The sequence below is a fragment of the Pseudomonas sp. URMO17WK12:I12 genome, from assembly GCF_000514395.1.
Lineage (GTDB): Bacteria > Pseudomonadota > Gammaproteobacteria > Pseudomonadales > Pseudomonadaceae > Aquipseudomonas > Aquipseudomonas mucoides.
The window spans coordinates 206,995-227,632 of record NZ_AZVV01000003.1; the positions used below are offsets into that span (position 1 = coordinate 206,995).

Genomic DNA, 20,638 nt, shown 5'->3' on the forward strand with positions numbered 1-20,638 from the left:
GGCTGTCGGCACGGCTACGCAGCCTGGGTTTTCTGTTCAGCTTTCAACGCGCCCTGGGTGATTCGCTCAATTTGGTACTGGCGTAGTTCCGGCACGCCTTCCCATTGGCGAACGGCCTCGTAGGTCACGCTGAGCGCCTTCGCTAGTGCCGATACAGAGCCGAAATGCTTGATCGCTTGTGTTTTGGTCATGCCGACCTCCTTTGCTTATTCATATTCAAGCATGCTTGTGTTTGCAAGGCAAGCATGCTTGACAAGCACTCTTGTAAATTGCGTCTATGAAAACGACTGATCGAATTACAAAACTTGTGCTCGCGAGGAAGCCGGAGATCGGCGTGCGCGGGTTTAAGCGTGACTTGGCAAACACCTGCGGGGTCAGCTACGAAGCTGTTCGCCAGTGGTTTGCTGGGGATACTGAGAACATCAAGAACGAGAACCTGATCGCGATAGCCGAGGGTTACGACACCACCGTCGATTGGTTGCTATCCGGGAAGGGAGAGCCGCCGAGCAGGAAAGGTGCGCCACCAGAAAGCCCGGATGCTGCGGTTGTAGGGACTGGCGCTGCACAAAAGATGCTCGAAATGATCCGCAAGCACGCCGGCAAAAGCCTCGATTCTGCCGCCCAGGAGAAACTCGCTGCTGCCGCGCTGGCAGTTGCGAGCGAATCGGGTGGAAACGTCATCGAGGCCGACTTCTCAGGATTGAAGGCAAGGCCGGACGAGATCCTGATTCCGCAATACGATGTGCGCGCAGCAATGGGACACGGCCAGGTTCCGGCCGACTACAACGAAGCGATCCGCAATCTGATCGTTCGTGAGGACGTCTTGCGCGAGAAAGGCGTGACGTACACCTCTGCTGCCGCGCTTGCGATGATTACCGGTTGGGGTCAGAGCATGGAAGGCACGATCAATGACAAGGATCCAGTGATCGTTGATCGTGGAGTAAATGAGTTCATTGGTGATGGTGTCTACGTTCTCACCTGGCACGGCCTCCTCTACATCAAGCGACTGCAACAGGTTGACGAGGAACATTTGCGGATGATCTCGGACAACAAACACTACGAAAATCAAACAGCGCGGATCGATGACGTAACCATTCATGCGAAGGTTCTGCTGGTCTGGAACGCGCAGAAGGTCTGATGCGAAAAATTGTTTTCTCGATTTATTGAAGCCCGGCCATGTGCCGGGCTTTTTATGCTCTTCAGAAAGGTGCTGGATCCTCCACCTCGCCCAGGTCAGCCACTTCAAGCACCCGATCTTCGTCTGATCGCGCTTCCCACTGCAGCGTCACCGACTCATCGTCGTTGAACGTCATTTCCAGATCGTCCGTCTCGGACAGTAGCCCCATCACCTCCTCCCACTCCTGATCGCCATCCGTATCCAGCCTATGAATCGTCACGGTCCGATTCAGCTGCGATGTCGGGTAATTGATCATCGAGGAAACCCTCAATCCAAGCCGCTCTAGCCCCGTCATTTCCTGACGCTTTGCGAGTTCTGCCTTGCCCTTCTGCTTTGCCATGACGCCCTCCTTTTCATGCTGTATATCCATACAGTACAAAAAATATATACAAGCGTGCTTGCATTCAAAGCACCAGCATGCTTTTATAAATGCAAGCGAACTTGCACTTGGAACACAAGAGCAAATCAGCCAGGGCCTGAAAGGGACCGACCGCTCTTTAACAGTTAGGGATCCTCGCCATCGACTACCCCGGGTTTCAGCCGGTAAGTGCGAGCAACAAATAGTCGATGCCATGCCAGCTCTGGAACTGGCCGTGCTCACCAGATGTGAGTACGCGAAACCACGCAAGCCAGCCGGCGAAGAACACCGTCCACGAAATGTGTGACGCCGGCCAGAGATATGAATCGGGCGATGCGCGTGGTGGAGACAAACAGATTTCCTCGATGACCTTGGCAACAGGGTCATCTGGAAAATCGAACGGAGGGATTCACCATGGCTATTCGTAACGACAAGGGTCAGTTCGTCAGCACCAAAGCAGCACTGATTGCCGACCTCGAAGGCTTCATCGCTGACTGGAAGCACTGGGCGCTTGAAGCATTACGCCGCGGTGATCGCGCCGACGGCCTGCGCTGCATGGCTGAGCTGCGCGATTGCCGCCAAAAGCTCAAAGCGTTGGCTGCTTGAGCATCACCTCTGCTCATTCAGTGAGTGAGCAGACGGATGCAGAAGCAGCGTGGAAAGGGAGACTGGATACTCAGTCGCGCAGACACGCTATTCACGGCATGACTCGATGGGGATCGCTCCTTGGGGATTGGAACCAAGGTGGGTAAGTGCACACCTTCTTGTATTGGTGGAAACAGGCCCCTGGATTCGGACGTACAGCAGCCTTGCCGAGCAATCGGGCGATACCGAACGCGCTGCGGCCATTACACAGATCATGCACGTTCCAAAGCCGGGGTAGCGTCCGGCCTTCTGCATCGCCCACCCAAACGGAGAACGACATGCTCCAAATCATCCTGATCGGCGCAGCGCTGAGTCATGTGCGGCCAGAACCGCCTATCTCTGCCGGCTTGCCAACCGATCCATTGCAAGAAGTGCGTGAGCACTGGCGAACATCCATCGGGGTCGGAACTGTTCTGGCAGCCCTTCCCCGCCAATAAACCCCGAGTGGCGCAGCAAGCCTGAAGGCCGCGCCCAACACCATGACAGGCAGCGGAAAGCAGGGCCGACGATGTGACCGCGCATCAGCCAGGCGACTGGCAGGCCCAACCAAAGCGACACGGATCACAGATGGCTTCCTGCTGTTTCAGGCTGGCCATCTGGCTTTACAAATGCCTCTCACACCCCGGGAGGCATTCGAAAGTCTCCGTACACGTCCGCCGGACGCAAACGGCCCGATATCTCCATGGTGATGGAGAATGCATCGGAGTGTGATCTTCAATCCAGTGGGCGCGGCCTTCGGGCGACATGAGCTGGTAGCGCAGCTCAGCAGATAAAACGCAAATGAGCGGGCCGGTGCGAACTCCGGCTGCCAAGGATGTCGTGGATAGCAGCCTTGGATACCCCGAGATGGCGATTGACCACAAGATCACACCCCGATGCAGATGCACGCCCAGGCTGATGGGCAGGTTTGAAAACTAACAGTTCCGAGAGTGAACGCTGACCGGCTAAGTACTATTTTATGCCCGCGCGGTACCGGCTCGTAATAACTGGCATTGCGGTAGCCGAAAGGCGCTGACCGCGGCATGACTCTCAACCCGGAGATCAGCACCGGGCATCTGTACCCAAATTGCCCAACCCAACGCGGAGGATTTGCAGCCATGTAACAGCCAGCCAACTATCCGACGCCCCATGCGCCCGGTAGTCATGTAGGGAAGGTAAAGCCCGGTTCGCGCCGGGCTTTTTATTGGACGATTGGAGGTGAGCGTGATGAGCAAAATAGATGAAAGCGGTCCGGCGTTCCCGCTCGACAGCAACCAATTCGGCGCGGTGCTTGGCATGAGTCTTCGTGATTACTTCGCCGCCGGCTTTGCGCAGGCACAAGCGACCGCGACGAGCGCTGACAGCGGCTACCTCATTCCAGATTACGTCGACCCTCGCGGCGAAGAATCTGTAGCACAAAAGATAGCGCGCATTTCTTACGCGCTGGCCGACGCCATGCTCGCAGCCAGGAGCCAGCCATGAAACGCACACACCCCTCACCACGCAAGCCCCGCCCCGACGTTCACGACTGCGCCAAAGGCCGTATGCACGACCCTGTCGCCAAGAAGGTCGTTGTCACTATGCCAGGCGGGTACATAGCCTGATTGGAGATTGAGATGGCAAGGACCTACGACTATTGGACGGTGAAGGACGGCGAAGACTTCGTCGTGAATTTAACCGTGGTTTCATTCTCTGGCTCCAAAGGGACGTTCAGCCCGGCTGCCTCCGATCCTGATGAGTATTACGGAAGTTGCGAAATCGAGTGGGAAGCGGAAGAGGACATCAGCCACATGACCGAATCCGAAGTCGCAACGATGGAGGAATGGCTCATCAATGAGCATTCCGATTATCTGGCCGACGACGTCTGACCATGCCAATGGATCGCGCCGAATAGGCCGCGGTCAATATGTTTAAAACGGATGGGCGGCCCTCGCCTACGCCACCTCGCCTCCGGAGGCGACCATGAACCCCCTACAGCTTGCTCAGTTGAAACTCGAACGCCGCGCACCGCCTCCAGTGAGCGACGACCCGCAGGACGTCGCCCGGGCTGATTGGCTCTATAGCGCAGCCGAAGAGTTGTTGCGTGGCGGCAGCGTGTCGTTCCAACGCCGCATGCGCAAGCCGCAAGGCGTGTCCGCTGAAGAGTTCGCCCTGGCGGTGGATGAATACGTGAACAATCGCTTGGCCGACAGTGAAGTTCACACCCCTGCACTCGGCTGGCTATTGATCACGGCGGCGATCGGCAGTGCCGACAAGACCGCCGTCGCGGAATTGCTCGGCAACAGCTATCACCCGCTGGGCAAACTTGGCGAGATCGCGGAAATGCTGCTCGAGCCGCTGGCCGATGACGCGCTGATCGCCCTGGCCGAGGATTCCGACTGATGAGCGTGAATAGAGCAATCTCCGCCATTGAGTACGAGGTCGCCAAGATCGGCGTAACGCACTCACCGGTACCGGATCACACGTTCGTCATGGGCATGATTGAGCTCGCCGAGTTCTGCGAGCTGATCGAACCGGCCGCAGCCAACCGATACCGCAACGAACTCGACGAGAAGCGCGCCAAGCGCATCAGCGATTTGAAGGGAGTCGCCGCATGACCATCATCGCGAGAAACGCCAAAGCAATGGCCGAAGCCCTGAATCGTCAGGGCTTTTTTCTGGTCGCTGATTTGCCACAGCGCATAAAAATTCAGACCCGGCGCGGCATGCTGGTTGCGAGGATTTCATGAAGCCTCTCTTCTGGATTCTCACCGTGCTCACTGTTTTCTGCTGGGGCATGTATGACCAGGTGCGCGAGGTTCAGCGCGAGCAGATCAGCCCTCCGATGACGGTGTCGCGATGAGCTTCTACGAAGACAACGTGGAAGATGGCAGTCACTGCCTCAGTTGCTGCCAGTTCATCGGGGATGATGTTGGATATCCGCGCTGCTGTCGGAACTGTGGTGGTGAAGGAAGCCAGCCCAACGATGAGGGCCATAAAAAGCGCATGAAGGCTGAGGCTATGCAGCGCTTTGATGGGTGGCTGACCCGCACCGGAATTGCCCACAAGAAGCACAACAACGGATTTCACGTCGTGCTGACTCTGCCTGATGGCCGAATCATTGACTGCTGGCCCAGCACAAAGAAGTGGCAACTTCGCGGCGAGCGCGTCAGCCGAAACGGAAAAGCGCTCCATGAGTTGGTTTTACAGCACTTGAGGCCCGTGTCATGACTTCCTACCAGCGAGCCAAACGCATTGTCATCTGGCGCGGCTCAGCCGTCGTCCTCTTCGGAACCACCTTCGTCATGCTGCTTGGCGCCCTCGCCGACCGCATCACCTCCTGAATCATCGCATCCTGAGCGCAGCAGGCCCGCAAGGGATATCTGCACCCGAAAGGGAGCGTAAGCCGGTAAGAGCGCGCAACCATCACCGTGCAGTCAGGGCGCCTAGGGCTGCTCTCAACCTGCTTGCTTCTGTCGCCAACTTGAGAAGCCGGCAGGTCTACCCAGCCCGGGCGTGACCTGGCATTTCCCCTATTCATTACCGAGCCGCCTGCATGGCGGAAGGAATCCCCCCATGTCCGCAGAAACTCAACTTGCCGTCGTTCCGCCAAAGGAAACGGCGTTGGCCGTCTTCAGCGCCGCAAACGGACTTGAGCCTTGGTTGCAACAGGTGCGCGTGAAGGTGGATGAGTTCCAAAAGATACTCCCAGACCTTAAAACGCGGAAAGGCCGTGAAGCCTACGCCTCAATGGCACACCAGATCGCCAAGTCTAAAAACGCACTGGAGGCCGTCGGTAAGGAGATTTCTGCTCAGCAAAAGGAGATCCCGAAGAAGATCGACGCCGAACGCAAACGTGTCTGGGACATTCTGGAGTCCTGGCAGAAGGAAGTCCGCAAACCACTGGATGACTGGCAAGCAGCCGAGGATGCGCGCGTCGACAAGCACAACGACGGCATCCAGCGGATCAAGGATATGGCTCTCTTCAGCACAACGCCTCCGGCTTCCGAAGTCGCCCGCGTCATTGCCGACCTCGAGGCTATTGCACTCGACGACGCATGGGAAGAATTTCTGTCCGACGCCGCCCAGGCGAAAGATCAGGCCCTGACCAAGCTGCGCGCCATGCTGGCTGAGCGAACCCAATACGAAGCCGAGCAGGCCGAACTGGTCCGCTTACGCGCCGAGGCTGAAGCACAGGCCCAGCGCGATCGTGAAGCAGAGATTGCACGGGAAGCCGAAGAGCGCACCCGCCGCGAGGCTGAGGAGCGCGCACAAGCTGAACGCGATGCTGCGACCAAGCGTGAAGCCGAGGCCAAGGCCGCCGCCGACCGCCGCGAGCTGGAACTGAAGCTGCAGGCCGAGCAATCCGAGCGAGCAGCTGCTCAGGCCAAAGCAGACCTGTTGGCGGCCGAACAGCGTGCCGAGCAAGAGCGGATCGATTCTGAGCGCCGCCAAGCTGAAGCAGCTGAGCGTGCCCGACTGGCCGAAGTTGCTCGACAACAGTCTGAGGCTGATGAGGCTGCTCGCCAGCAAGCGGCACGTGAAGCTGACAAGGCGCACCAGATCAAGATCATGAGCGCTGCCAAAGAGGCGCTGATGTCGATGAACATCACCGAGGAACTGGCAAAGGCCATCGTTCTGAAGATCGCACGCCGCGAAGTCCCCAATATCACAATCAACTTCTGAGGCTCATCATGGGCGAACTCATCATGCCGGAGCAGCGCCGCCAAGCTGTGGCGCCGATATCCACCGACAACAGCATCATGGCTGTCATCAGCCGAGCTGCCGCCGATCCGACCTGCGATATCGAAAAGATGGAGCGACTGCTCGCCATGCATGAGCGCATGCAGGCAAAAACCTCCGAGCAGGAGTTCAACGCGGCCATGGCCGAAATGCAGTGCAGCATCCCCACGGTGTTCGAGGGCGCTGTGAACCTGCACACGGGCAACTCATACGCGACGCTGGATCACATCACCCAAACCTTGAAGCCAATCATGCAGCAACATGGCTTCGCCATCACCTTCAAGGTCGAAACCGAGGACAAGGTGATCAAGGTCACCGGGATCCTGATGCATCGCGGGGGACATCGTGAACAGACCACTATGAGCCTGCCGGTCGATGTCGGTAAAGGCCGAAACGACGTTCAGGCAGTCGGATCGTCCACTACTTACGGAAAGCGCTACGTCATGAGCGCGCTGCTGAACATCACCACGGGCGAAACCCGCGACGATGACGGACAGTCGGCCGATGGATCCGATACGGATGACATGCGCGCCCAGGTCGTCGCGGACATTCTTGAACGTGTCGGGCAGACCACTACGCCGGATGAATTGAAGGACGTCTGGCAGGCGGGCCTGAAAGTCCTTCAAGCATCAGGTGACACCAATGGGTATTCCACAGTGAAGACCGCCGTCACCGTTCACAAAGCCAAGCTGGAGGCGCCTCAATGATCATTGTTAATTGCACCCAGGGTTCACCTGAGTGGCTGCAAGGCCGCGCCGGCGTTATCACCGCTAGCATGTTCAGCACCGCCCGCTCGAAGGTGAATGGACTCACTGCCCAGCAACGAACCTACGTCGACGCGATTCTGGCCGGGCACAGCGAAGCCCGCGCCCGGGACCTGGCTGGCTACAAAGCAGGGCCAAAGGCCGAAGTAGTGCAGCGCGCCCTGGACGGCGAAACGGTTGGCGAGCCATCAAATGCCGCCCTCTCCTACGCATTCGAGTTGGCCGTAGAGCGGATCGGTGGCGCGCCGCTCGACGGCGGATTCGAGACATGGCAAATGCGCCGTGGGCACGAACTCGAACCTGAGGCGCGGATGGAGCATGAAATCCAGACCGGTTTGATCGTCACTCAGGTTGGCCTCGTTAAAACTGATGACGAGGCTTTCGGAGCCAGCGCTGACGGCTTCATCGGCGACGACGGTGGCAGCGAGTACAAGTGCTTCCTCGCGCCTGACAAGCTCCGCGCCTTTCACATCGACAACGACGCGAGCGACGTTATCGACCAGGTGCAGGGTTGTATGTGGATCACCGGCCGTAAGTGGTGGCATATCGGGATGTACTGCCCCCTGCTCAAGCCCGTCGGCCGCCAGCTTTGGCTTCAGGAGTTCAAGCGCGATGACGACTACATCGAAAAGCTTGAGGAAGACCTGTGGCAATTCAAGCTCCTGGTCGACGGGTACGAGGCGAAACTGCGGAGTAAAGCAGCATGAACTACGTCAGCGCAGAACTCAGCGCAATCCAAATGCTCGACCCTCAACGCCACGAACTGGCCCTGCTTCAGGATGCCTTCTTGAATAAAGGAGGGACTATTGAGGTGTTGCAGGGGCCGAGCTTCGTCCCACCGCCGATCCGGCATGAGCCGCCGCCGCGCAAGAAGGTTGCGAAGCCGGCGAAACAGGCGGTCGCAGAAACACCCTTTATCGACAAAATCACCCTGCGAGATATCGAGCGCGAAGAGCGGGTAGCGCAGAGGGCCAAGGATAAAGCCGAGCTGATCGAGCGGATCCGGAAACTCGCAGTGGACATGACCCAGGGCGAAGCCATGGCTCACACCGGATTGGATCGGCGCAAGCTCCACTCCATCGCCAAGGAAAATGGATTCTCCTTCAAGAAATCCAGCTATGTCCCTACCTCAAATCTACGGCCTTGGATTCCTGACGAGGCCAAGGAAGCGAAGAACGCCGAGCGGATCAAGGCGTTTAAAGAGCTCGGCCTGACCCGCAATCAAGCGACCGAAAAACTCGGGGTCAACTATCGGGCGTTCAGTCGCCTGCTCGAAAAGTTCGGAATCGACTATCCCAAAACTGCTCGCGGCGGCGTCCGCCCCGCTTTCTTTCCAAAGAACAAGGAAGCATCCCAATGAAAGCTGAAATGATCACCCTGAAGCACGGCGATGCCACGATCAAGATGCCAGCGTCGTCGTTGGCGAAGCTGGCCATGGCGAGCATTTTCGCTCAGGTGCTTCCGCCGGCAGCAAATGTTCAACCTGCCGCTTCAGGCCCTATTCCAGCCCTCGGCGAATACTGGCCAGGTCAAGGTGGTCTCAATGGTGGACTGGCAGCCGAGCATGGAGGCATCCCGGCGCACTACCTGATCATCGCCAAGGAAGATATCGGTGACTTCGAATGGGGAGGTCGCGGCAAAGAATCAGCAGCCACCAGCAAGACCGATGGCCGCGCCAATACGGCAATCCTCTCCGGCGAGAGTGAAGACCACCCGGCGGCCAAAGCAGCTTTCGCCTATCAGGCTGACGGCCACTCGGACTTCTACCTTCCGGCCTGCGCCGAGCTGTATCACTGCTGGGTGAATGTGCCTGACTTGTTCGCAAAAGACACCTGGTACTGGTCGTCAACGCATCGCTCCGCCAACAACGCATTCGTCATGTTCTTCGATGATGGCTTTCAGCTCAGCTTCGTCAAGGTCACCGAGCTCCGCGTCCGCCCCGTCCGCAGATTCTTTATTTAATCCTTCATTCATTCGTTCTTGATCCGGCACCGGGCGCAGCAGCGCCTTTTTTGTTGCCTTCGAAAAGAGGAAAGACCCATGACCGCAGCAGCTAAAGCAGTACCAGCAGTGAACATTCCGGAAATCGGCCAGCCATTCGGCGGCGGCTTCTTCAGCGGTATCACCCGCGATCCCGACACCGGCAAGCGTTACCTAAACATCACCGCCGGCGCGGCGCATGAACTGGTTGGTGCCTGGGGCGAATACGGCGAAAAGATCGAAGGCGCCGACAGTTTCACCAACAGCCTGGCCAACACCGTAGCGATGGCGGCCGCTGGTAGCGAGCTGGCGCAGAAGGTGCTGGCTCTCGATATCGGCGGCTTCACTGACTGGGCGATCCCGGCGCGCGATGTGCAGGAGCTGCAGTATCGCCACTTCAAGCCGACCACCGAAGAGAACTGGGCGGGTCGACGCGATGGTGACAACCCGAACAGCGATCCGGTAGGCCTGCTGTATAGCGAGGAATCGCCGGCTCAGACCACGTTGACAGCCTTTCAAGCGGGAGGCGCTGAAGCCTTTCGCGACACCTGGTACTGGTCGAGTTCGCAGCGCTCCGCCTACTACGCGTTCAGCTTGCACTTCGAGGGTGGCACTCAGGGCAGCTTCGGCAAGAGCTACGAGCTCCGCGTCCGCCCCGTCCGCAGCGAACTTATTGATTAATTCGCTTATTTAATCCGGCCGCCTGCGGCCGGTTGCTCTTGGAGAGCACCCATCATGGGTATGCACACGGATTTGAGCATCTACAAGGCTTCGCTCGGCCTGCTGTTGATGGCCACGAACCTCACTCGCAACATACCCCGAGATCTCAAGCAGTCTCTCGGTAAGCGCGTTATCGATGAGTGCATCGACGTGCTGATGTTGATTGCCCGGGCCAACTCGACTCGGGACAAGAGTCCACATCTGACCTTGCTGGTCGAGAAGGTCCAGGTCATCGAGTTCCTGATGCGGCTTTTCAAAGAGAGCCGGTTCATCAGCGTCGGGCAGCACGCCACCGCAATTGAGGTCACGACCTCAATCGGAAAGCAGGCCAATGCCTGGAAACGCTCCACCCCAACCGCGCCCGCTACCTGAGAGTCATGGCTTTCAGGTCTGTGCGAATTGAATCTGGTCGTGCCGCTGACCTCTGGGTCACCGCCATGCGCATCAGAGATACCGACGGTCTAAAGCGTCCGTGCAGGTCTCGCGCAGTTTCCTCGCTGATCGGCTTTGCCTTCGGCGTGGCGACGTAGATAGCACGACAGGTCGCAGCGCTCCGCCAACAACGCATTCAACATGAACTTCGATGATGGCAATCAGAACAACAACGACAAGAACAACGAGCTCCGCGTCCGCCCCGTCCGCAGATTCGAATGTTGGTCCCTACCCGTTCAGCGAGTTGGTTCAGGCCTATTACGATTGCCGCCGCACGAAGCGCAACAGCGCCAGTGCATTGGCTTTCGAAATGGACCTCGAGCGCAACCTGATCGGTCTACACGACGACCTGCTCGCCGGCACTTACCGGCCGGGCCGCTCGATATGCTTCGTGGTCACCCGGCCGAAAGCCCGCGAGGTTTGGGCTGCAGCCTTCCGGGACCGCGTCGTCCACCACTTGCTGTACAACCGTGTGGCACCGCGCTTCTATGCCAGCTTCATAGCAGACAGTTGCGCCTGCATCCCGGGCCGCGGCACGTTGTACGCCGCGAAGCGGCTTGAGGCGAAGATCCGCAGCGCCAGTCAGAACTGGTCGAAGCCGATCTTCTACCTGAAGTGCGACCTGTCGAACTTCTTCGTCGCGATCGACAAACAGGTGCTACGCCGGCAACTGGCCGCCAAGATCACAGAACCTTGGTGGTTGGCTCTCGCAGAACAGATCCTGATGCACGATCCGCGCGAAGACTACGAGGTGCGCAGCCCGGCGCATCTGTTCAACCGGGTACCGCAGCACAAGCGCCTCACCGCGCAGCCGGCACACCTTGGACTGCCAATCGGCAACCTCTCTTCGCAATTCTTCGCCAACATCTACCTCGACGCGCTGGATCAGTTCGCCAAGCACAAGCTCGGCGCCAAGCATTACGTCCGCTACGTCGATGACTTCGTGTTTCTGCATGAGTCGCCGCAGCAGCTGAACGCCTGGAAGGCAGAGGTTGAAGCATTCTTGCCTACCCTCGCCGCCAAGTTGAACCCGACAAAAACCATCCTTCAACCGGTGGATCGGGGCGTCGACTTCGTCGGCCACGTCATCAAGCCGTGGCGGCGATCAACCCGCAAACGCTCACTGGCTCAGGCCCTTAAACGGACCGCCGCCGCGCCGGCCGAAGATCTTCGCGAAACCGCCAACAGCTATTTCGGCCTGCTCAGCCAGGCCAGCCACAGCGGAAAAGACCGCGAGAAGCTGGCTCGCGTCGTGATGCAGCGCGGTCACTGCGTCAATGGCGCACTGACCAAGACCTACCCGAAGAAAAAAGGAGATGTATGAAAGCTCAATTCGAAAGCCCGAACGGGCTATGGGAGCGCCTTGGGTACACCGTCGAGCGCGGCGCGCGCGGTGCCAGGACGATACGCCGGCCGGATGGATCGACGGTGAGCATCGACACCGATCGAGGCCGGCACACCGGCGAAGTTGAAGCGGCGCGGCAAGAGCTCGCGCTCCTGCCACACGGTGAAAGTGAGTGCCTGGCTGCACAGATCGATATTTTCGCCTGAACCGCTCTTACCTCATTGCCGCTGTCAAAGAGGCAATCATGAGCGTGATCGCCGGAGTCTGATAAATTTCAATGATCTTTTGAATAACTGCCGCCCCGTCGCTTGCTCGTTGAATATAGGTCCACAATTTCGATTCTTTCAGGGTCTCTACTGGATTGAGATCCTTGTCAGCTGAGCGTTCCTTCAACAGAGCGAGTACCTCAAGGAGTACCTCGTTTGGAGTGTCGAGCGGGAGACCAAGGCGTCCTTGCTGGCTACTCACGTCATACATTTGAAAACCAACATTGTTGTTTTTGAAGTGCACATCCTTCATGTGAAATGAAGCATCATTCGGCACGTTCATACCGATGCCGTTGTGTTCAAATGACACCCCTTCAAATTTATTGACCATCGAACAACTCCACCCTGTTTTGCCCGTGGAGAAATTCCGCAAGCAAGTAAAACAGCCAAGCACCACAAATACCCCACTTCAACGAATCACGCCAGCAGGCGAGGATCAACCATGCCCTCAGAAAAACTATCAGCCTCTCGCGACGAGCGCCTGATCACTCTTCCGATGTGGATCATAGAGGCCGTGCGAGCGGAAGTTCGACTCGAGATTCACGTCTGGTCAGAGATGGCGCGGCATGTTGAAGAGTCGCTTGCTCGCGATGACCAGACGTTGCCCTGCGACGTGAAGCTCCCGCCCGGCACGATCTTCAGCAAAGGGTCAAAGGTCAGCACGTTGATGCTGGGAATACGGCAGCGCTTGGACTTCCCGCCGCGCGCTCGCGAATTCGAAAAATCCTGAACCACTTCCACCTCACCTAAACCCGGGAGGCCCCATGTCATCCAAAGGAAAACTCAACGCGGGCTACATGGAGCTCCACTTCGGCTGCAGCATCTGCGGTCGGCCGCGTAGCCAAGGCAATCACAACAAATGCAGCAAGGCCCGGCAACGGGAACATGCGCGGAGGAATGATCATGACAGCCAAACTATCGCCTGAATCGATCGGGCTGATTTTCACGATGCACGCGGCAGGCCACTCCGTAGACCAGATTATGGATGCGGCCGGCTGCTCCTACGCCTCCGTCGTTCGCTACCTCAATAACGCTGGGATCGTCCTCGGCAACAAGGGCCGGTCGCGTGAGTGCACGGACGAGTACCTGAACATGGCGTTGGATATGCGAGCCAAGGGCAAGAAGTGGGACGACATCGAGGCGCACATCGGGTTTTGCCGGCAGACATTCCAGACATGGATTCGCGCTTCGAGGGCTCAAGCATGCTCGTGACATTCCTCGCATATTGGCTTGCGCTGGCGATTGTCACAGTCGCCGCCGCGGGCTGCTTCTTTCACAACGCCAACTAACTCCCTCCCCCTTCAAAGTCAGCCGCTATAGCGGCAAGGACGAAGTCATGCCTGAAAAAAAGAAACCGGCTTGGCCAGAACACTACCGCTATATCGACACCATCGGGCCAGAAGGTCTTGAGGTGCACTGCATCACCTACCAGGTGATCGGCGAAACAGCGCAGTGCTATTACATCGGCGACAAGCATACCTGCGACCTGGTCAACGGCCCGCAATACAGCTGGACCGACGAAGCAGTGAAGAAGCGTCGCAAGCGCGTCCTGAAAGAAGGCGGCACTTGGGGCCGGCGCTTCGCCTACACCGACAAGGCACTGGCGCTGCGCTCGTACAAGGCCCGCAAATCTTGGCAACTGCGACATGCGCAATTGTCGATGGAGCGAGCCCTGGCGGCCATTGGGTATTTCGGCAACCTCGAAGTTGAAAGCACGATCCCCGTCGGGGCCGTGACAATTCCGAGTGAATACATTCAGGGCCTGAGCTGGGGGGACTACTGATGATCCTGAAAGCAATGGCTGTAACCGCCTGCTTTTGGGGCGTCCTATACTTCTCTGTCGCAGCGGTGACCTCATGAAGCTGACAGCAAAACAGCAGAATGTCCTCGACGAACTGCGCAAGATCGGCCGGGACAACGCTAATCGCTATCGCGACACCCAACCGCACTTGCACCAGACCGACTGCGAGAAGCTGGCCAGGGGCGACCAAGCGTGCGTGTTCGGCATGGGCGGTCTGACCTATCAGGTTGGCCACCGCCTCGGCGTCGCCGCTCCCTCCGTGCTAAGCATCTTCAAGGCGCTACGGCGGAAAGGGCTGGTGATTCGTGAGGAGGCGTATCCGGAATACCAGCGAGCGCGGTACTGGTGGCCTGTTGGTCTGGCTGCGGAATTGGCTGGCGAGTTGTTGCCTGCCGGCGGGGTGGCGCCATGATCGCACTCGCCTGGTTCGCCTACGTGTACTGCTACAAGGGGCCTCGACCCTATGGGTTCGCCCCACCAGTCACTTCAGGAAGGGGAGCTGCGAGTTACGCAACTGGCGAGACGAACGAATAAACCATAGCTCAGCCGCTCTACCTGCCTCACACCCCTCATCTGATTCCCATCATCCACCTACCAGCCTGCCGGTGAACGGCGGGCGAGGAATTCTATTGCCATGCCAAACCATGTGACCAACAAGGTGCGCGCGTCAGCACACGTTTTGAAGTCGCTGATCAACGAAAGCGGCAAGATCGACTTCAACACCATCCTCCCATTTCGCGGGGAGTTTCCCTGGGATGGCATCAGCGGGCAGGCCGAGACCGCGGCGGAAGCCATCACCGCTCAGCCGCTCAACGGCCATCCTTTGATTGCAGGGCTTGAACGGCGTAACCGCGCCGACGCCAATGTGTTGCAACTGAGCGAAGAATGCTTCGAGCAGTTCATCCAGATGCTGCGCAACAAGCGATCGTCTGGGCACTTCCACTCGCTGGACTTCGCCCGCGATGTCTGGGGCACAAAGTGGAATGCTTACGACCAGGTGATTGACCTGGAAGCGGGTGAGCTGTCGTTCGACACCGCTTGGTCGTGCCCTCTACCGGTCCTGATGGAGCTTTCAAAGCGCCATCCAGATGACGAAATCACTGTTCGCTATGCGGACGAAGACCTTGGCAGTAACTGCGGGACTGTGCGTCTCCAGGCTGGCGAAGTAGTTTCGTCGGAGGTCGCCGGGCGCTGGGACGACATGAGTGAACAGGATCGCCAGCAGTGGACGGCCTGGGCCCGCGACCTGAAGGGCTGGCCCGAAGACGAAGAAGACGAATAAACACTCCCCACCTTCTGCCGCCACGCGCGGCATGGAGCATTGCAATGCCCACCTATGACATTCACGAACGTCGTGATGATGGCGGAGTCGGCCGCCTCCTCGATGTGATCGACCGCCAGCCCGAACACCGCAAGACCGGCCAGTTCGTCGAGTTCGACGGCGAGATGCACAAGGTTATGACCGGCATCCGCAACTTCATCATCGTCACGACCGAGCGTTGGGCGCGGGTGTCGGCTGCTACCTGGAGGAAGGCATGAACCGAGCCAGCCCAGTACAGCTTAGAAAAGCACTTGAAGCGGCCGACGCCATGGCGAAAGCCGGGATTCTGTTCGTCGCCATTCCGGTCCTGAATCCACAGGACTACTTCGATCTGTTGTTCAACCTTGACGCTCGTCTTGAGCGTTTGGAAAAAGAAGCTGCTGAGATCAAGGAAGCGCAGCCATGAGCGCCGAACTCGCACTCCTCCCCCGATTCATCCGGGCCAAACAGGCACCCGCATACCTGGGCATGTGCCGCTCGGTGTTTGATGCCGAGGTACGCCCGCACATACGCGAATTTCCAATTGGAAAGCAAGGAATCGCGTTCGATCGGCATGAGCTTGACGAATGGGCCGATGCCTACGTCGCTCGCAAGTCGATTGAAAAGACGGCCAATCAGGACAACAATCGCCCTCGCAGCGAGCGCCAGGGCAAGAAGCAAGGAGAAATGCCGTGGCCCAAAAAGCTATCACCGGCCTCCAGCAAATGCCGAACGGCATCTGGAAGATCGACAAAAAATACAGAGGAGAACGAATTCAAGAGAGTACTGGCACTTGTAACCGCGCCGAAGCTGAGCAATACCTGATCCACAAGCTGGAGCAATTGCGCCAGCAGAAGGTCTACGGCGTTCGTCGAGTGAGAACCTGGCGGGAGGCGGCAACACGCTTCCTGCTAGAGGTGAAGGACCAGGCTTCAATTCACATTTCGGCTACTTATATGGAGCAGCTCGACCCGTTCATCGGTGATATGCCACTCACACACATCGACGACGACGCGCTCGCCCCCTACATCAAGTCAAAGCTTCACCCGACTGAGGGCAGGCCGGTCACAAACCGTACGGTGAACATCGCGCTGCAAAGGGTGATCCGAGTGCTGAACCTTTGTGCGCGGAAGTGGCGGGATGAGGAGCGGCGGCCATTGCTCGATGTCGTGCCGATGATCTCTCTACTGGATGAGAAAACGAATAGCCGGAAGCCCTACCCGCTTTCGTGGGAAGAGCAGTCGATCCTGTTCGCCGAACTCCCGGCGCACCTCCAGAAGATGGCCCTTTACAAGGTCAATACTGGATGCCGGGAGCAGGAGGTTTGCAAATTGGAGTGGACTTGGGAGATCGCGGTACCAGAGCTGAACACAAGCGTGTTTCTGATTCCACCGGGGTTTGGTGGCCGCAGTGCACGAGCCGGCGTGAAAAACCGGGACGAACGTCTGGTTGTTTTGAATGACGTTGCCAAGTCGGTCATCGAGCAGCAGCGAGGGCAGCACCCGGTTTATGTATTTCCGTTTGGCAAGCCTGATGGCGAGGGGAATGAAACGACGGTGCATCGCATGAACGATTCGGCCTGGAAGAAGGCACGTATTCGAGCGGCGAAGAAGTGGCAGGAGAAATTCTTGCGGCCGGCACATGATGGCTTTGCCAGGATCCGCATTCACGACTTGAAGCACACCTTTGGGAGAAGGCTACGTGCTGCTGGCGTGACTGAGGAAGATCGGAAAGCGCTGCTCGGCCACAAGAACGGAAGCATCACCAGCCACTACTCGGCGGCGGAACTGGATCAGCTCATTGCAGCGGCAAACAAGGTATCAGCAACCGACTCGCGCGCACCAGCGCTGACGATTCTGAAAAGGAGGGAAGCATGATGAAAAACGCCAGGGTCACTCGGAAAGTCACTATGGCAGAAACAACAAAGCCGCTCGAAAGCGGCTAAGTCATTGAAAAATATGGTCGGGACGGAGTGATTCGAACACTCGACCCCTAGCACCCCATGCTAGTGCGCTACCGGACTGCGCTACGCCCCGACTAGGCGTGAAACTCGTCCCTCTTCTCGAAGGACGCTCAAGAATATATCGCAAGCTTTTGAAAACTGGAAGTATTCAAACGCATGAAATTATTTCTTGAGGACCACCAACACATCTTCCAGCTCGGCAATCATCTGCCGGATCATTTGTTTGTATTGAGTGGTGTCGTCTTTGGCTTCATCGCCGGACAAGCGCAAGCGCGCGCCGCCGATGGTGAACCCTTGATCGTAAAGAAGCGCGCGGATCTGCCGGATCATCAGCACGTCTTGTCGCTGATAATACCGGCGGTTCCCGCGGCGTTTGACGGGGTTGAGTTGAGGAAACTCCTGCTCCCAATAGCGCAGCACGTGCGGTTTTACCGCACACAGCTCGCTGACTTCACCAATGGTGAAGTAGCGTTTGCCTGGGATGACGGGGAGCTCGTCGTTATGACTTGGTTCCAGCATAAGCCTCAACTCGGGCCTTCAACTTCTGCCCTGGACGAAAGGTGACCACACGGCGAGCCGTGATCGGGATTTCTTCCCCCGTTTTCGGATTGCGGCCAGGCCGCTGGCGTTTGTCCCGAAGGTCGAAATTGCCGAAACCGGACAATTTGACTTGTTCGTTGTCTTCAAGAGCGTGCCTGATTTCTTCAAAAAACAGTTCGACCAATTCCTTGGCCTCCCGTTTATTCAGGCCCAGCTCTTCATACAGACGTTCCGCCATCTCAGCTTTCGTCAGAGCCCCCATACGTCACTTCCTTAACGTGGCGTTCAACCTTTGTTCGAGCGAGGTGAGGATATTTTGCGTCGTGGTATTCACCTCATCGTCATTAAGAGTGCGCGATGGATGCTGCCAGGTCAAGCCGACTGCGAGGCTTTTTCTATCAGGATCAATGCCTTTACCCTGATACACGTCAAATAGCCTGAGGTCCGTCAGCCATTCCCCTGCATTTTCACGGATTACGTCCAGTACGGCGCTGGCTGCGACGTCTTTTTCGGCAATCAGTGCAAGGTCACGACGCACTTCAGGAAAGCGCGATAACTCCTGGAATTTAGGCATTTTGCCCAACGCCACTTCCGCCAGCACCAGCTCGAAAACGAAGACCGGACGGTCGAGACCGAGGGTTTTCGACAATTCAGGGTGGATGGCGCCGACAAAACCAACCAGACGGCCTTCACGTTCGATGCGCGCGGTTTGACCCGGGTGCAACGCTGGGTGTTTGCCCGGCACGAAAGTGAACGAGTCCAGCGCACCGGCGAAGCCCAGCACCGCTTCCACGTCAGCCTTGACGTCGAAGAAGTCCACGACATCGCGACCCTGTGCCCAGCCTTCTGGCAGACGGCTACCGCACACCACACCGGCGAGCATTGGCTCTTGCTTCAGGCCTTCGAGTTGACCGACGAAGCGCAGGCCGCTTTCGAACAGACGGACGCGGTCCTGTTGACGATTCAGGTTGTGCTGAAGCGCCTTGACCAGGCCTGGCCACAAGGACGAGCGCATGGCCGCCATGTCGTTCGAAATCGGGTTGGCCAGCAGCAGTGGTTCCACACCCGGATTAAACAGTTCGAATTGTTTCGGATCGATGAAGCTGTAGGTGATCGCTTCCTGGTAACCACGGGCGACCAGCAGGCGACGCAGCTCAGGCAGATCGCTGCGCGCTTCGGCCTTGGCTTGTGGCGCCAGGCGAGCTTGCGGGTAGCGAACCGGCAGACGGTTGTAACCGTACAGACGGGCCAGCTCTTCGATCAGATCGACTTCCAGGCTGATGTCGAAGCGATGACTTGGCACTTCAACGCGCCACTGCCCTGCCCCGTCGGCGGAAACGGTCAGGCCCAAAGCGTTGAGCAGACGCTCGACTTCGGCTGAATCCATTTCCATGCCCAGCATTTGGGTGATGCGCTGTGCGCGCAACGTCACCGGAGCAATCTTCGGCAGATGCTGTTCGCTGACGGTTTCGATGATCGGGCCGGCTTCACCGCCAGTGATCTCCAGCAGCAGGCCAGTGGCGCGCTCCATGGCTTCACGGGCCAGTTGCCAGTCCACGCCACGCTCGTAGCGGTGCGAGGCGTCGGTGTGCAGGCCGTAGGAGCGGGCCTTGCCAGCGACAGCGATCTGATCGAAGAACGCGCTTTCAAGGAAAATATCGCGAGTGGTCGCGGTGTTCACACCACTGTGCTCGCCACCCATGACGCCGGCGATAGCCAGGGCGCGGGTGTGGTCGGCAATCACCAGCGTATCGCTACGCAGGGTGACTTCCTGGCCGTCGAGCAGCACCAGCTTCTCGCCTTCTTCGGCCATGCGCACGCGGATGCCGCCATTGATTTCGGCGAGATCGAAGGCGTGCAGCGGTTGACCCAGCTCCAGCATCACGTAGTTGGTGATGTCGACAGCCGCGTCGATGCTGCGCACTTCGGAACGACGCAGGCGCTCAACCATCCACAACGGCGTAGGCTTGGACAGGTCGACGTTACGAATCACACGCCCCAGGTAACGTGGGCAAGCGGCTGGCGCCAGCACTTCAACCGAACGCACTTCGTCGTGCACGGCTGGAACGGTGGCAACGACCGGGCGGGTGACAGTGGCGGCGTACAGCGCGCCGACTTCACGAGCCAGACCGGCCAGGGACAGGCAGTCGCCGCGGTTCGGGGTCAGGTCAACCTCGATGCTGGCGTCGTCCAGGCTCAGGTATTCGCGAATGTCCTGACCGACCGGTGCATCGACCGGCAATTCCATCAGGCCATCGTTGCCTTCGCCCACTTGCAGCTCGGCTTGCGAGCACAGCATGCCGTTGGACTCAACGCCACGCAGCTTGGCTTTCTTGATTTTGAAGTCGCCCGGCAGCTCGGCACCGATCATGGCGAACGGGATCTTCAGGCCCGGGCGCACGTTTGGCGCGCCGCAGACGACCTGGAAGGTCTCCGAGCCATTGCTGACCTGGCACACACGCAGCTTGTCAGCGTCAGGGTGCTGCTCGGTGCTCAGCACCTCGCCCACGACCACACCGCTGAAAACACCGGCGGCCGGCGTAACGCTATCGACCTCAAGACCGGCCATCGACAGACGAGCAACCAGCTCGTCGCGACTTACCTGCGGGCTTACCCAGCCACGCAGCCATTGTTCACTGAATTTCAT

33 protein-coding genes and 1 tRNA gene are annotated in these 20,638 nt (G+C 58.3%); 26 read left to right on the top strand and 8 right to left on the bottom strand.

Annotation, left to right across the window (positions count from 1 at the left end):
- Positions 1–14: 14 nt before the first annotated feature.
- Positions 15–191, bottom strand: a complete 177-nt coding sequence (locus tag D882_RS0101075) for a Cro/CI family transcriptional regulator (protein WP_027921525.1) — start codon at positions 189–191, stop codon at positions 15–17.
- Between the two features lie 86 nt (positions 192–277).
- On the opposite strand from D882_RS0101075, the gene D882_RS0101080 reads away from it, so the two are divergent.
- Complete coding sequence (locus D882_RS0101080) at positions 278–1,138, top strand: XRE family transcriptional regulator (protein ID WP_027921526.1); 861 nt, start codon at positions 278–280, stop codon at positions 1,136–1,138.
- Positions 1,139–1,199: 61 nt separating this feature from the next.
- Here the strand turns inward: D882_RS0101080 and D882_RS0101085 are convergent, their stop codons facing one another.
- A complete protein-coding gene (locus D882_RS0101085; protein ID WP_027921527.1) occupies positions 1,200–1,517 on the bottom strand; it encodes a DUF1654 domain-containing protein in 318 nt (105 codons plus the stop codon).
- A gap of 432 nt (positions 1,518–1,949) precedes the next feature.
- On the opposite strand from D882_RS0101085, the gene D882_RS0101090 reads away from it, so the two are divergent.
- The 7 genes from D882_RS0101090 (at position 1,950) to D882_RS1000000133015 (ending at position 4,887) form a co-directional block, all read left to right on the top strand.
- A complete protein-coding gene (locus D882_RS0101090; protein ID WP_027921528.1) occupies positions 1,950–2,141 on the top strand; it encodes a hypothetical protein in 192 nt (63 codons plus the stop codon).
- Positions 2,142–2,458: 317 nt separating this feature from the next.
- Entirely contained in the window at positions 2,459–2,617 is a 159-nt protein-coding gene (locus D882_RS1000000132560) for a hypothetical protein (protein ID WP_155953690.1), read from the top strand.
- Positions 2,618–3,386: 769 nt separating this feature from the next.
- Positions 3,387–3,641 (top strand): hypothetical protein, encoded by a 255-nt coding sequence (locus D882_RS0101095; RefSeq protein ID WP_027921529.1) that lies wholly within the window; start codon positions 3,387–3,389, stop codon positions 3,639–3,641.
- A 134-nt stretch (positions 3,642–3,775) separates the two neighbouring features.
- Positions 3,776–4,027, top strand: coding sequence for a hypothetical protein (locus D882_RS0101105; RefSeq protein WP_027921530.1), 252 nt, complete (start codon positions 3,776–3,778; stop codon positions 4,025–4,027).
- Positions 4,028–4,121: 94 nt separating this feature from the next.
- Positions 4,122–4,541: a hypothetical protein gene (locus D882_RS0101110; protein ID WP_027921531.1), complete on the top strand. Its 420-nt coding sequence runs from the start codon at positions 4,122–4,124 to the stop codon at positions 4,539–4,541.
- A complete protein-coding gene (locus D882_RS0101115) occupies positions 4,541–4,756 on the top strand; it encodes a hypothetical protein (protein WP_027921532.1) in 216 nt (71 codons plus the stop codon). Before D882_RS0101110 ends, D882_RS0101115 begins: the two co-directional genes overlap by 1 nt.
- A complete protein-coding gene (locus D882_RS1000000133015; protein WP_256218266.1) occupies positions 4,753–4,887 on the top strand; it encodes a hypothetical protein in 135 nt (44 codons plus the stop codon). The genes D882_RS0101115 and D882_RS1000000133015 overlap by 4 nt, the downstream gene beginning before the upstream one ends.
- 70 nt (positions 4,888–4,957) lie before the next feature.
- Here the strand turns inward: D882_RS1000000133015 and D882_RS1000000132565 are convergent, their stop codons facing one another.
- Positions 4,958–5,332, bottom strand: coding sequence for a hypothetical protein (locus D882_RS1000000132565; RefSeq protein WP_027921533.1), 375 nt, complete (start codon positions 5,330–5,332; stop codon positions 4,958–4,960).
- Between the two features lie 381 nt (positions 5,333–5,713).
- On the opposite strand from D882_RS1000000132565, the gene D882_RS0101135 reads away from it, so the two are divergent.
- The 9 genes from D882_RS0101135 to D882_RS0101175 all read left to right on the top strand — a co-directional run bounded on the left by D882_RS0101135 (position 5,714) and on the right by D882_RS0101175 (position 12,327).
- Positions 5,714–6,823 (top strand): hypothetical protein, encoded by a 1,110-nt coding sequence (locus D882_RS0101135; RefSeq protein WP_027921534.1) that lies wholly within the window; start codon positions 5,714–5,716, stop codon positions 6,821–6,823.
- A gap of 8 nt (positions 6,824–6,831) precedes the next feature.
- The gene (locus D882_RS0101140) at positions 6,832–7,587 is read left to right on the top strand and encodes an ERF family protein (RefSeq protein ID WP_050590128.1); all 756 of its coding nucleotides are present in this window, start codon (positions 6,832–6,834) and stop codon (positions 7,585–7,587) included.
- Positions 7,584–8,351, top strand: a complete 768-nt coding sequence (locus tag D882_RS0101145; protein ID WP_027921536.1) for a lambda exonuclease family protein — start codon at positions 7,584–7,586, stop codon at positions 8,349–8,351. Before D882_RS0101140 ends, D882_RS0101145 begins: the two co-directional genes overlap by 4 nt.
- On the top strand, positions 8,348–9,004 hold the full coding sequence (locus D882_RS0101150) for a hypothetical protein (RefSeq protein ID WP_027921537.1): 657 nt from the start codon (positions 8,348–8,350) through the stop codon (positions 9,002–9,004). Before D882_RS0101145 ends, D882_RS0101150 begins: the two co-directional genes overlap by 4 nt.
- Complete coding sequence (locus D882_RS0101155; protein ID WP_027921538.1) at positions 9,001–9,606, top strand: DUF1566 domain-containing protein; 606 nt, start codon at positions 9,001–9,003, stop codon at positions 9,604–9,606. The genes D882_RS0101150 and D882_RS0101155 overlap by 4 nt, the downstream gene beginning before the upstream one ends.
- A 78-nt stretch (positions 9,607–9,684) precedes the next feature.
- On the top strand, positions 9,685–10,305 hold the full coding sequence (locus tag D882_RS0101160; RefSeq protein ID WP_027921539.1) for a DUF1566 domain-containing protein: 621 nt from the start codon (positions 9,685–9,687) through the stop codon (positions 10,303–10,305).
- Positions 10,306–10,359: 54 nt separating this feature from the next.
- Positions 10,360–10,716 carry a four helix bundle protein gene (locus D882_RS0101165; protein WP_027921540.1) on the top strand — a complete coding sequence of 119 codons (357 nt, stop codon included), beginning with the start codon at positions 10,360–10,362 and terminating at the stop codon, positions 10,714–10,716.
- A 211-nt stretch (positions 10,717–10,927) separates the two neighbouring features.
- Entirely contained in the window at positions 10,928–12,100 is a 1,173-nt protein-coding gene (locus D882_RS0101170; protein ID WP_027921541.1) for an RNA-directed DNA polymerase, read from the top strand.
- Positions 12,097–12,327 (top strand): hypothetical protein, encoded by a 231-nt coding sequence (locus D882_RS0101175; protein ID WP_027921542.1) that lies wholly within the window; start codon positions 12,097–12,099, stop codon positions 12,325–12,327. Before D882_RS0101170 ends, D882_RS0101175 begins: the two co-directional genes overlap by 4 nt.
- 7 nt (positions 12,328–12,334) lie before the next feature.
- Here the strand turns inward: D882_RS0101175 and D882_RS0101180 are convergent, their stop codons facing one another.
- Positions 12,335–12,718, bottom strand: coding sequence for a hypothetical protein (locus D882_RS0101180; RefSeq protein ID WP_027921543.1), 384 nt, complete (start codon positions 12,716–12,718; stop codon positions 12,335–12,337).
- 111 nt (positions 12,719–12,829) lie between these two features.
- Here D882_RS0101180 and D882_RS0101185 point away from each other — a divergent pair, with 111 nt between their 5' ends.
- The 9 genes from D882_RS0101185 (at position 12,830) to D882_RS0101225 (ending at position 17,365) form a co-directional block, all read left to right on the top strand.
- Positions 12,830–13,117, top strand: coding sequence for a hypothetical protein (locus tag D882_RS0101185; protein ID WP_027921544.1), 288 nt, complete (start codon positions 12,830–12,832; stop codon positions 13,115–13,117).
- Positions 13,118–13,290: 173 nt separating this feature from the next.
- Positions 13,291–13,599, top strand: coding sequence for a helix-turn-helix domain-containing protein (locus tag D882_RS0101195; RefSeq protein WP_027921545.1), 309 nt, complete (start codon positions 13,291–13,293; stop codon positions 13,597–13,599).
- Positions 13,600–13,723: 124 nt separating this feature from the next.
- Positions 13,724–14,170 (top strand): hypothetical protein, encoded by a 447-nt coding sequence (locus D882_RS0101200; RefSeq protein ID WP_027921546.1) that lies wholly within the window; start codon positions 13,724–13,726, stop codon positions 14,168–14,170.
- A gap of 73 nt (positions 14,171–14,243) precedes the next feature.
- Positions 14,244–14,600: a hypothetical protein gene (locus tag D882_RS0101205; RefSeq protein ID WP_027921547.1), complete on the top strand. Its 357-nt coding sequence runs from the start codon at positions 14,244–14,246 to the stop codon at positions 14,598–14,600.
- Positions 14,601–14,822: 222 nt separating this feature from the next.
- Positions 14,823–15,470 (top strand): hypothetical protein, encoded by a 648-nt coding sequence (locus D882_RS0101210; protein ID WP_027921548.1) that lies wholly within the window; start codon positions 14,823–14,825, stop codon positions 15,468–15,470.
- Positions 15,471–15,514: 44 nt separating this feature from the next.
- The gene (locus tag D882_RS0101215) at positions 15,515–15,727 is read left to right on the top strand and encodes a hypothetical protein (RefSeq protein WP_032833377.1); all 213 of its coding nucleotides are present in this window, start codon (positions 15,515–15,517) and stop codon (positions 15,725–15,727) included.
- Complete coding sequence (locus tag D882_RS0101220) at positions 15,724–15,915, top strand: DUF1382 family protein (protein ID WP_027921550.1); 192 nt, start codon at positions 15,724–15,726, stop codon at positions 15,913–15,915. Before D882_RS0101215 ends, D882_RS0101220 begins: the two co-directional genes overlap by 4 nt.
- Positions 15,912–16,313 carry a hypothetical protein gene (locus D882_RS1000000133020; protein ID WP_256218268.1) on the top strand — a complete coding sequence of 134 codons (402 nt, stop codon included), beginning with the start codon at positions 15,912–15,914 and terminating at the stop codon, positions 16,311–16,313. Before D882_RS0101220 ends, D882_RS1000000133020 begins: the two co-directional genes overlap by 4 nt.
- Positions 16,214–17,365, top strand: coding sequence for a tyrosine-type recombinase/integrase (locus D882_RS0101225; protein WP_256218289.1), 1,152 nt, complete (start codon positions 16,214–16,216; stop codon positions 17,363–17,365). The genes D882_RS1000000133020 and D882_RS0101225 overlap by 100 nt, the downstream gene beginning before the upstream one ends.
- A gap of 82 nt (positions 17,366–17,447) precedes the next feature.
- Here D882_RS0101225 and D882_RS0101230 read toward each other — a convergent pair.
- From D882_RS0101230 to pheT, 4 genes are all read right to left on the bottom strand, one after another.
- Positions 17,448–17,524 (bottom strand) — tRNA-Pro (locus D882_RS0101230).
- A gap of 89 nt (positions 17,525–17,613) precedes the next feature.
- Complete coding sequence (locus tag D882_RS0101235; RefSeq protein ID WP_003179985.1) at positions 17,614–17,970, bottom strand: MerR family transcriptional regulator; 357 nt, start codon at positions 17,968–17,970, stop codon at positions 17,614–17,616.
- The gene (gene ihfA, locus D882_RS0101240; RefSeq protein ID WP_002553164.1) at positions 17,951–18,253 is read right to left on the bottom strand and encodes an integration host factor subunit alpha; all 303 of its coding nucleotides are present in this window, start codon (positions 18,251–18,253) and stop codon (positions 17,951–17,953) included. Before ihfA ends, D882_RS0101235 begins: the two co-directional genes overlap by 20 nt.
- 3 nt (positions 18,254–18,256) lie before the next feature.
- The gene (gene pheT / locus D882_RS0101245; protein WP_027921552.1) at positions 18,257–20,638 is read right to left on the bottom strand and encodes a phenylalanine--tRNA ligase subunit beta; all 2,382 of its coding nucleotides are present in this window, start codon (positions 20,636–20,638) and stop codon (positions 18,257–18,259) included.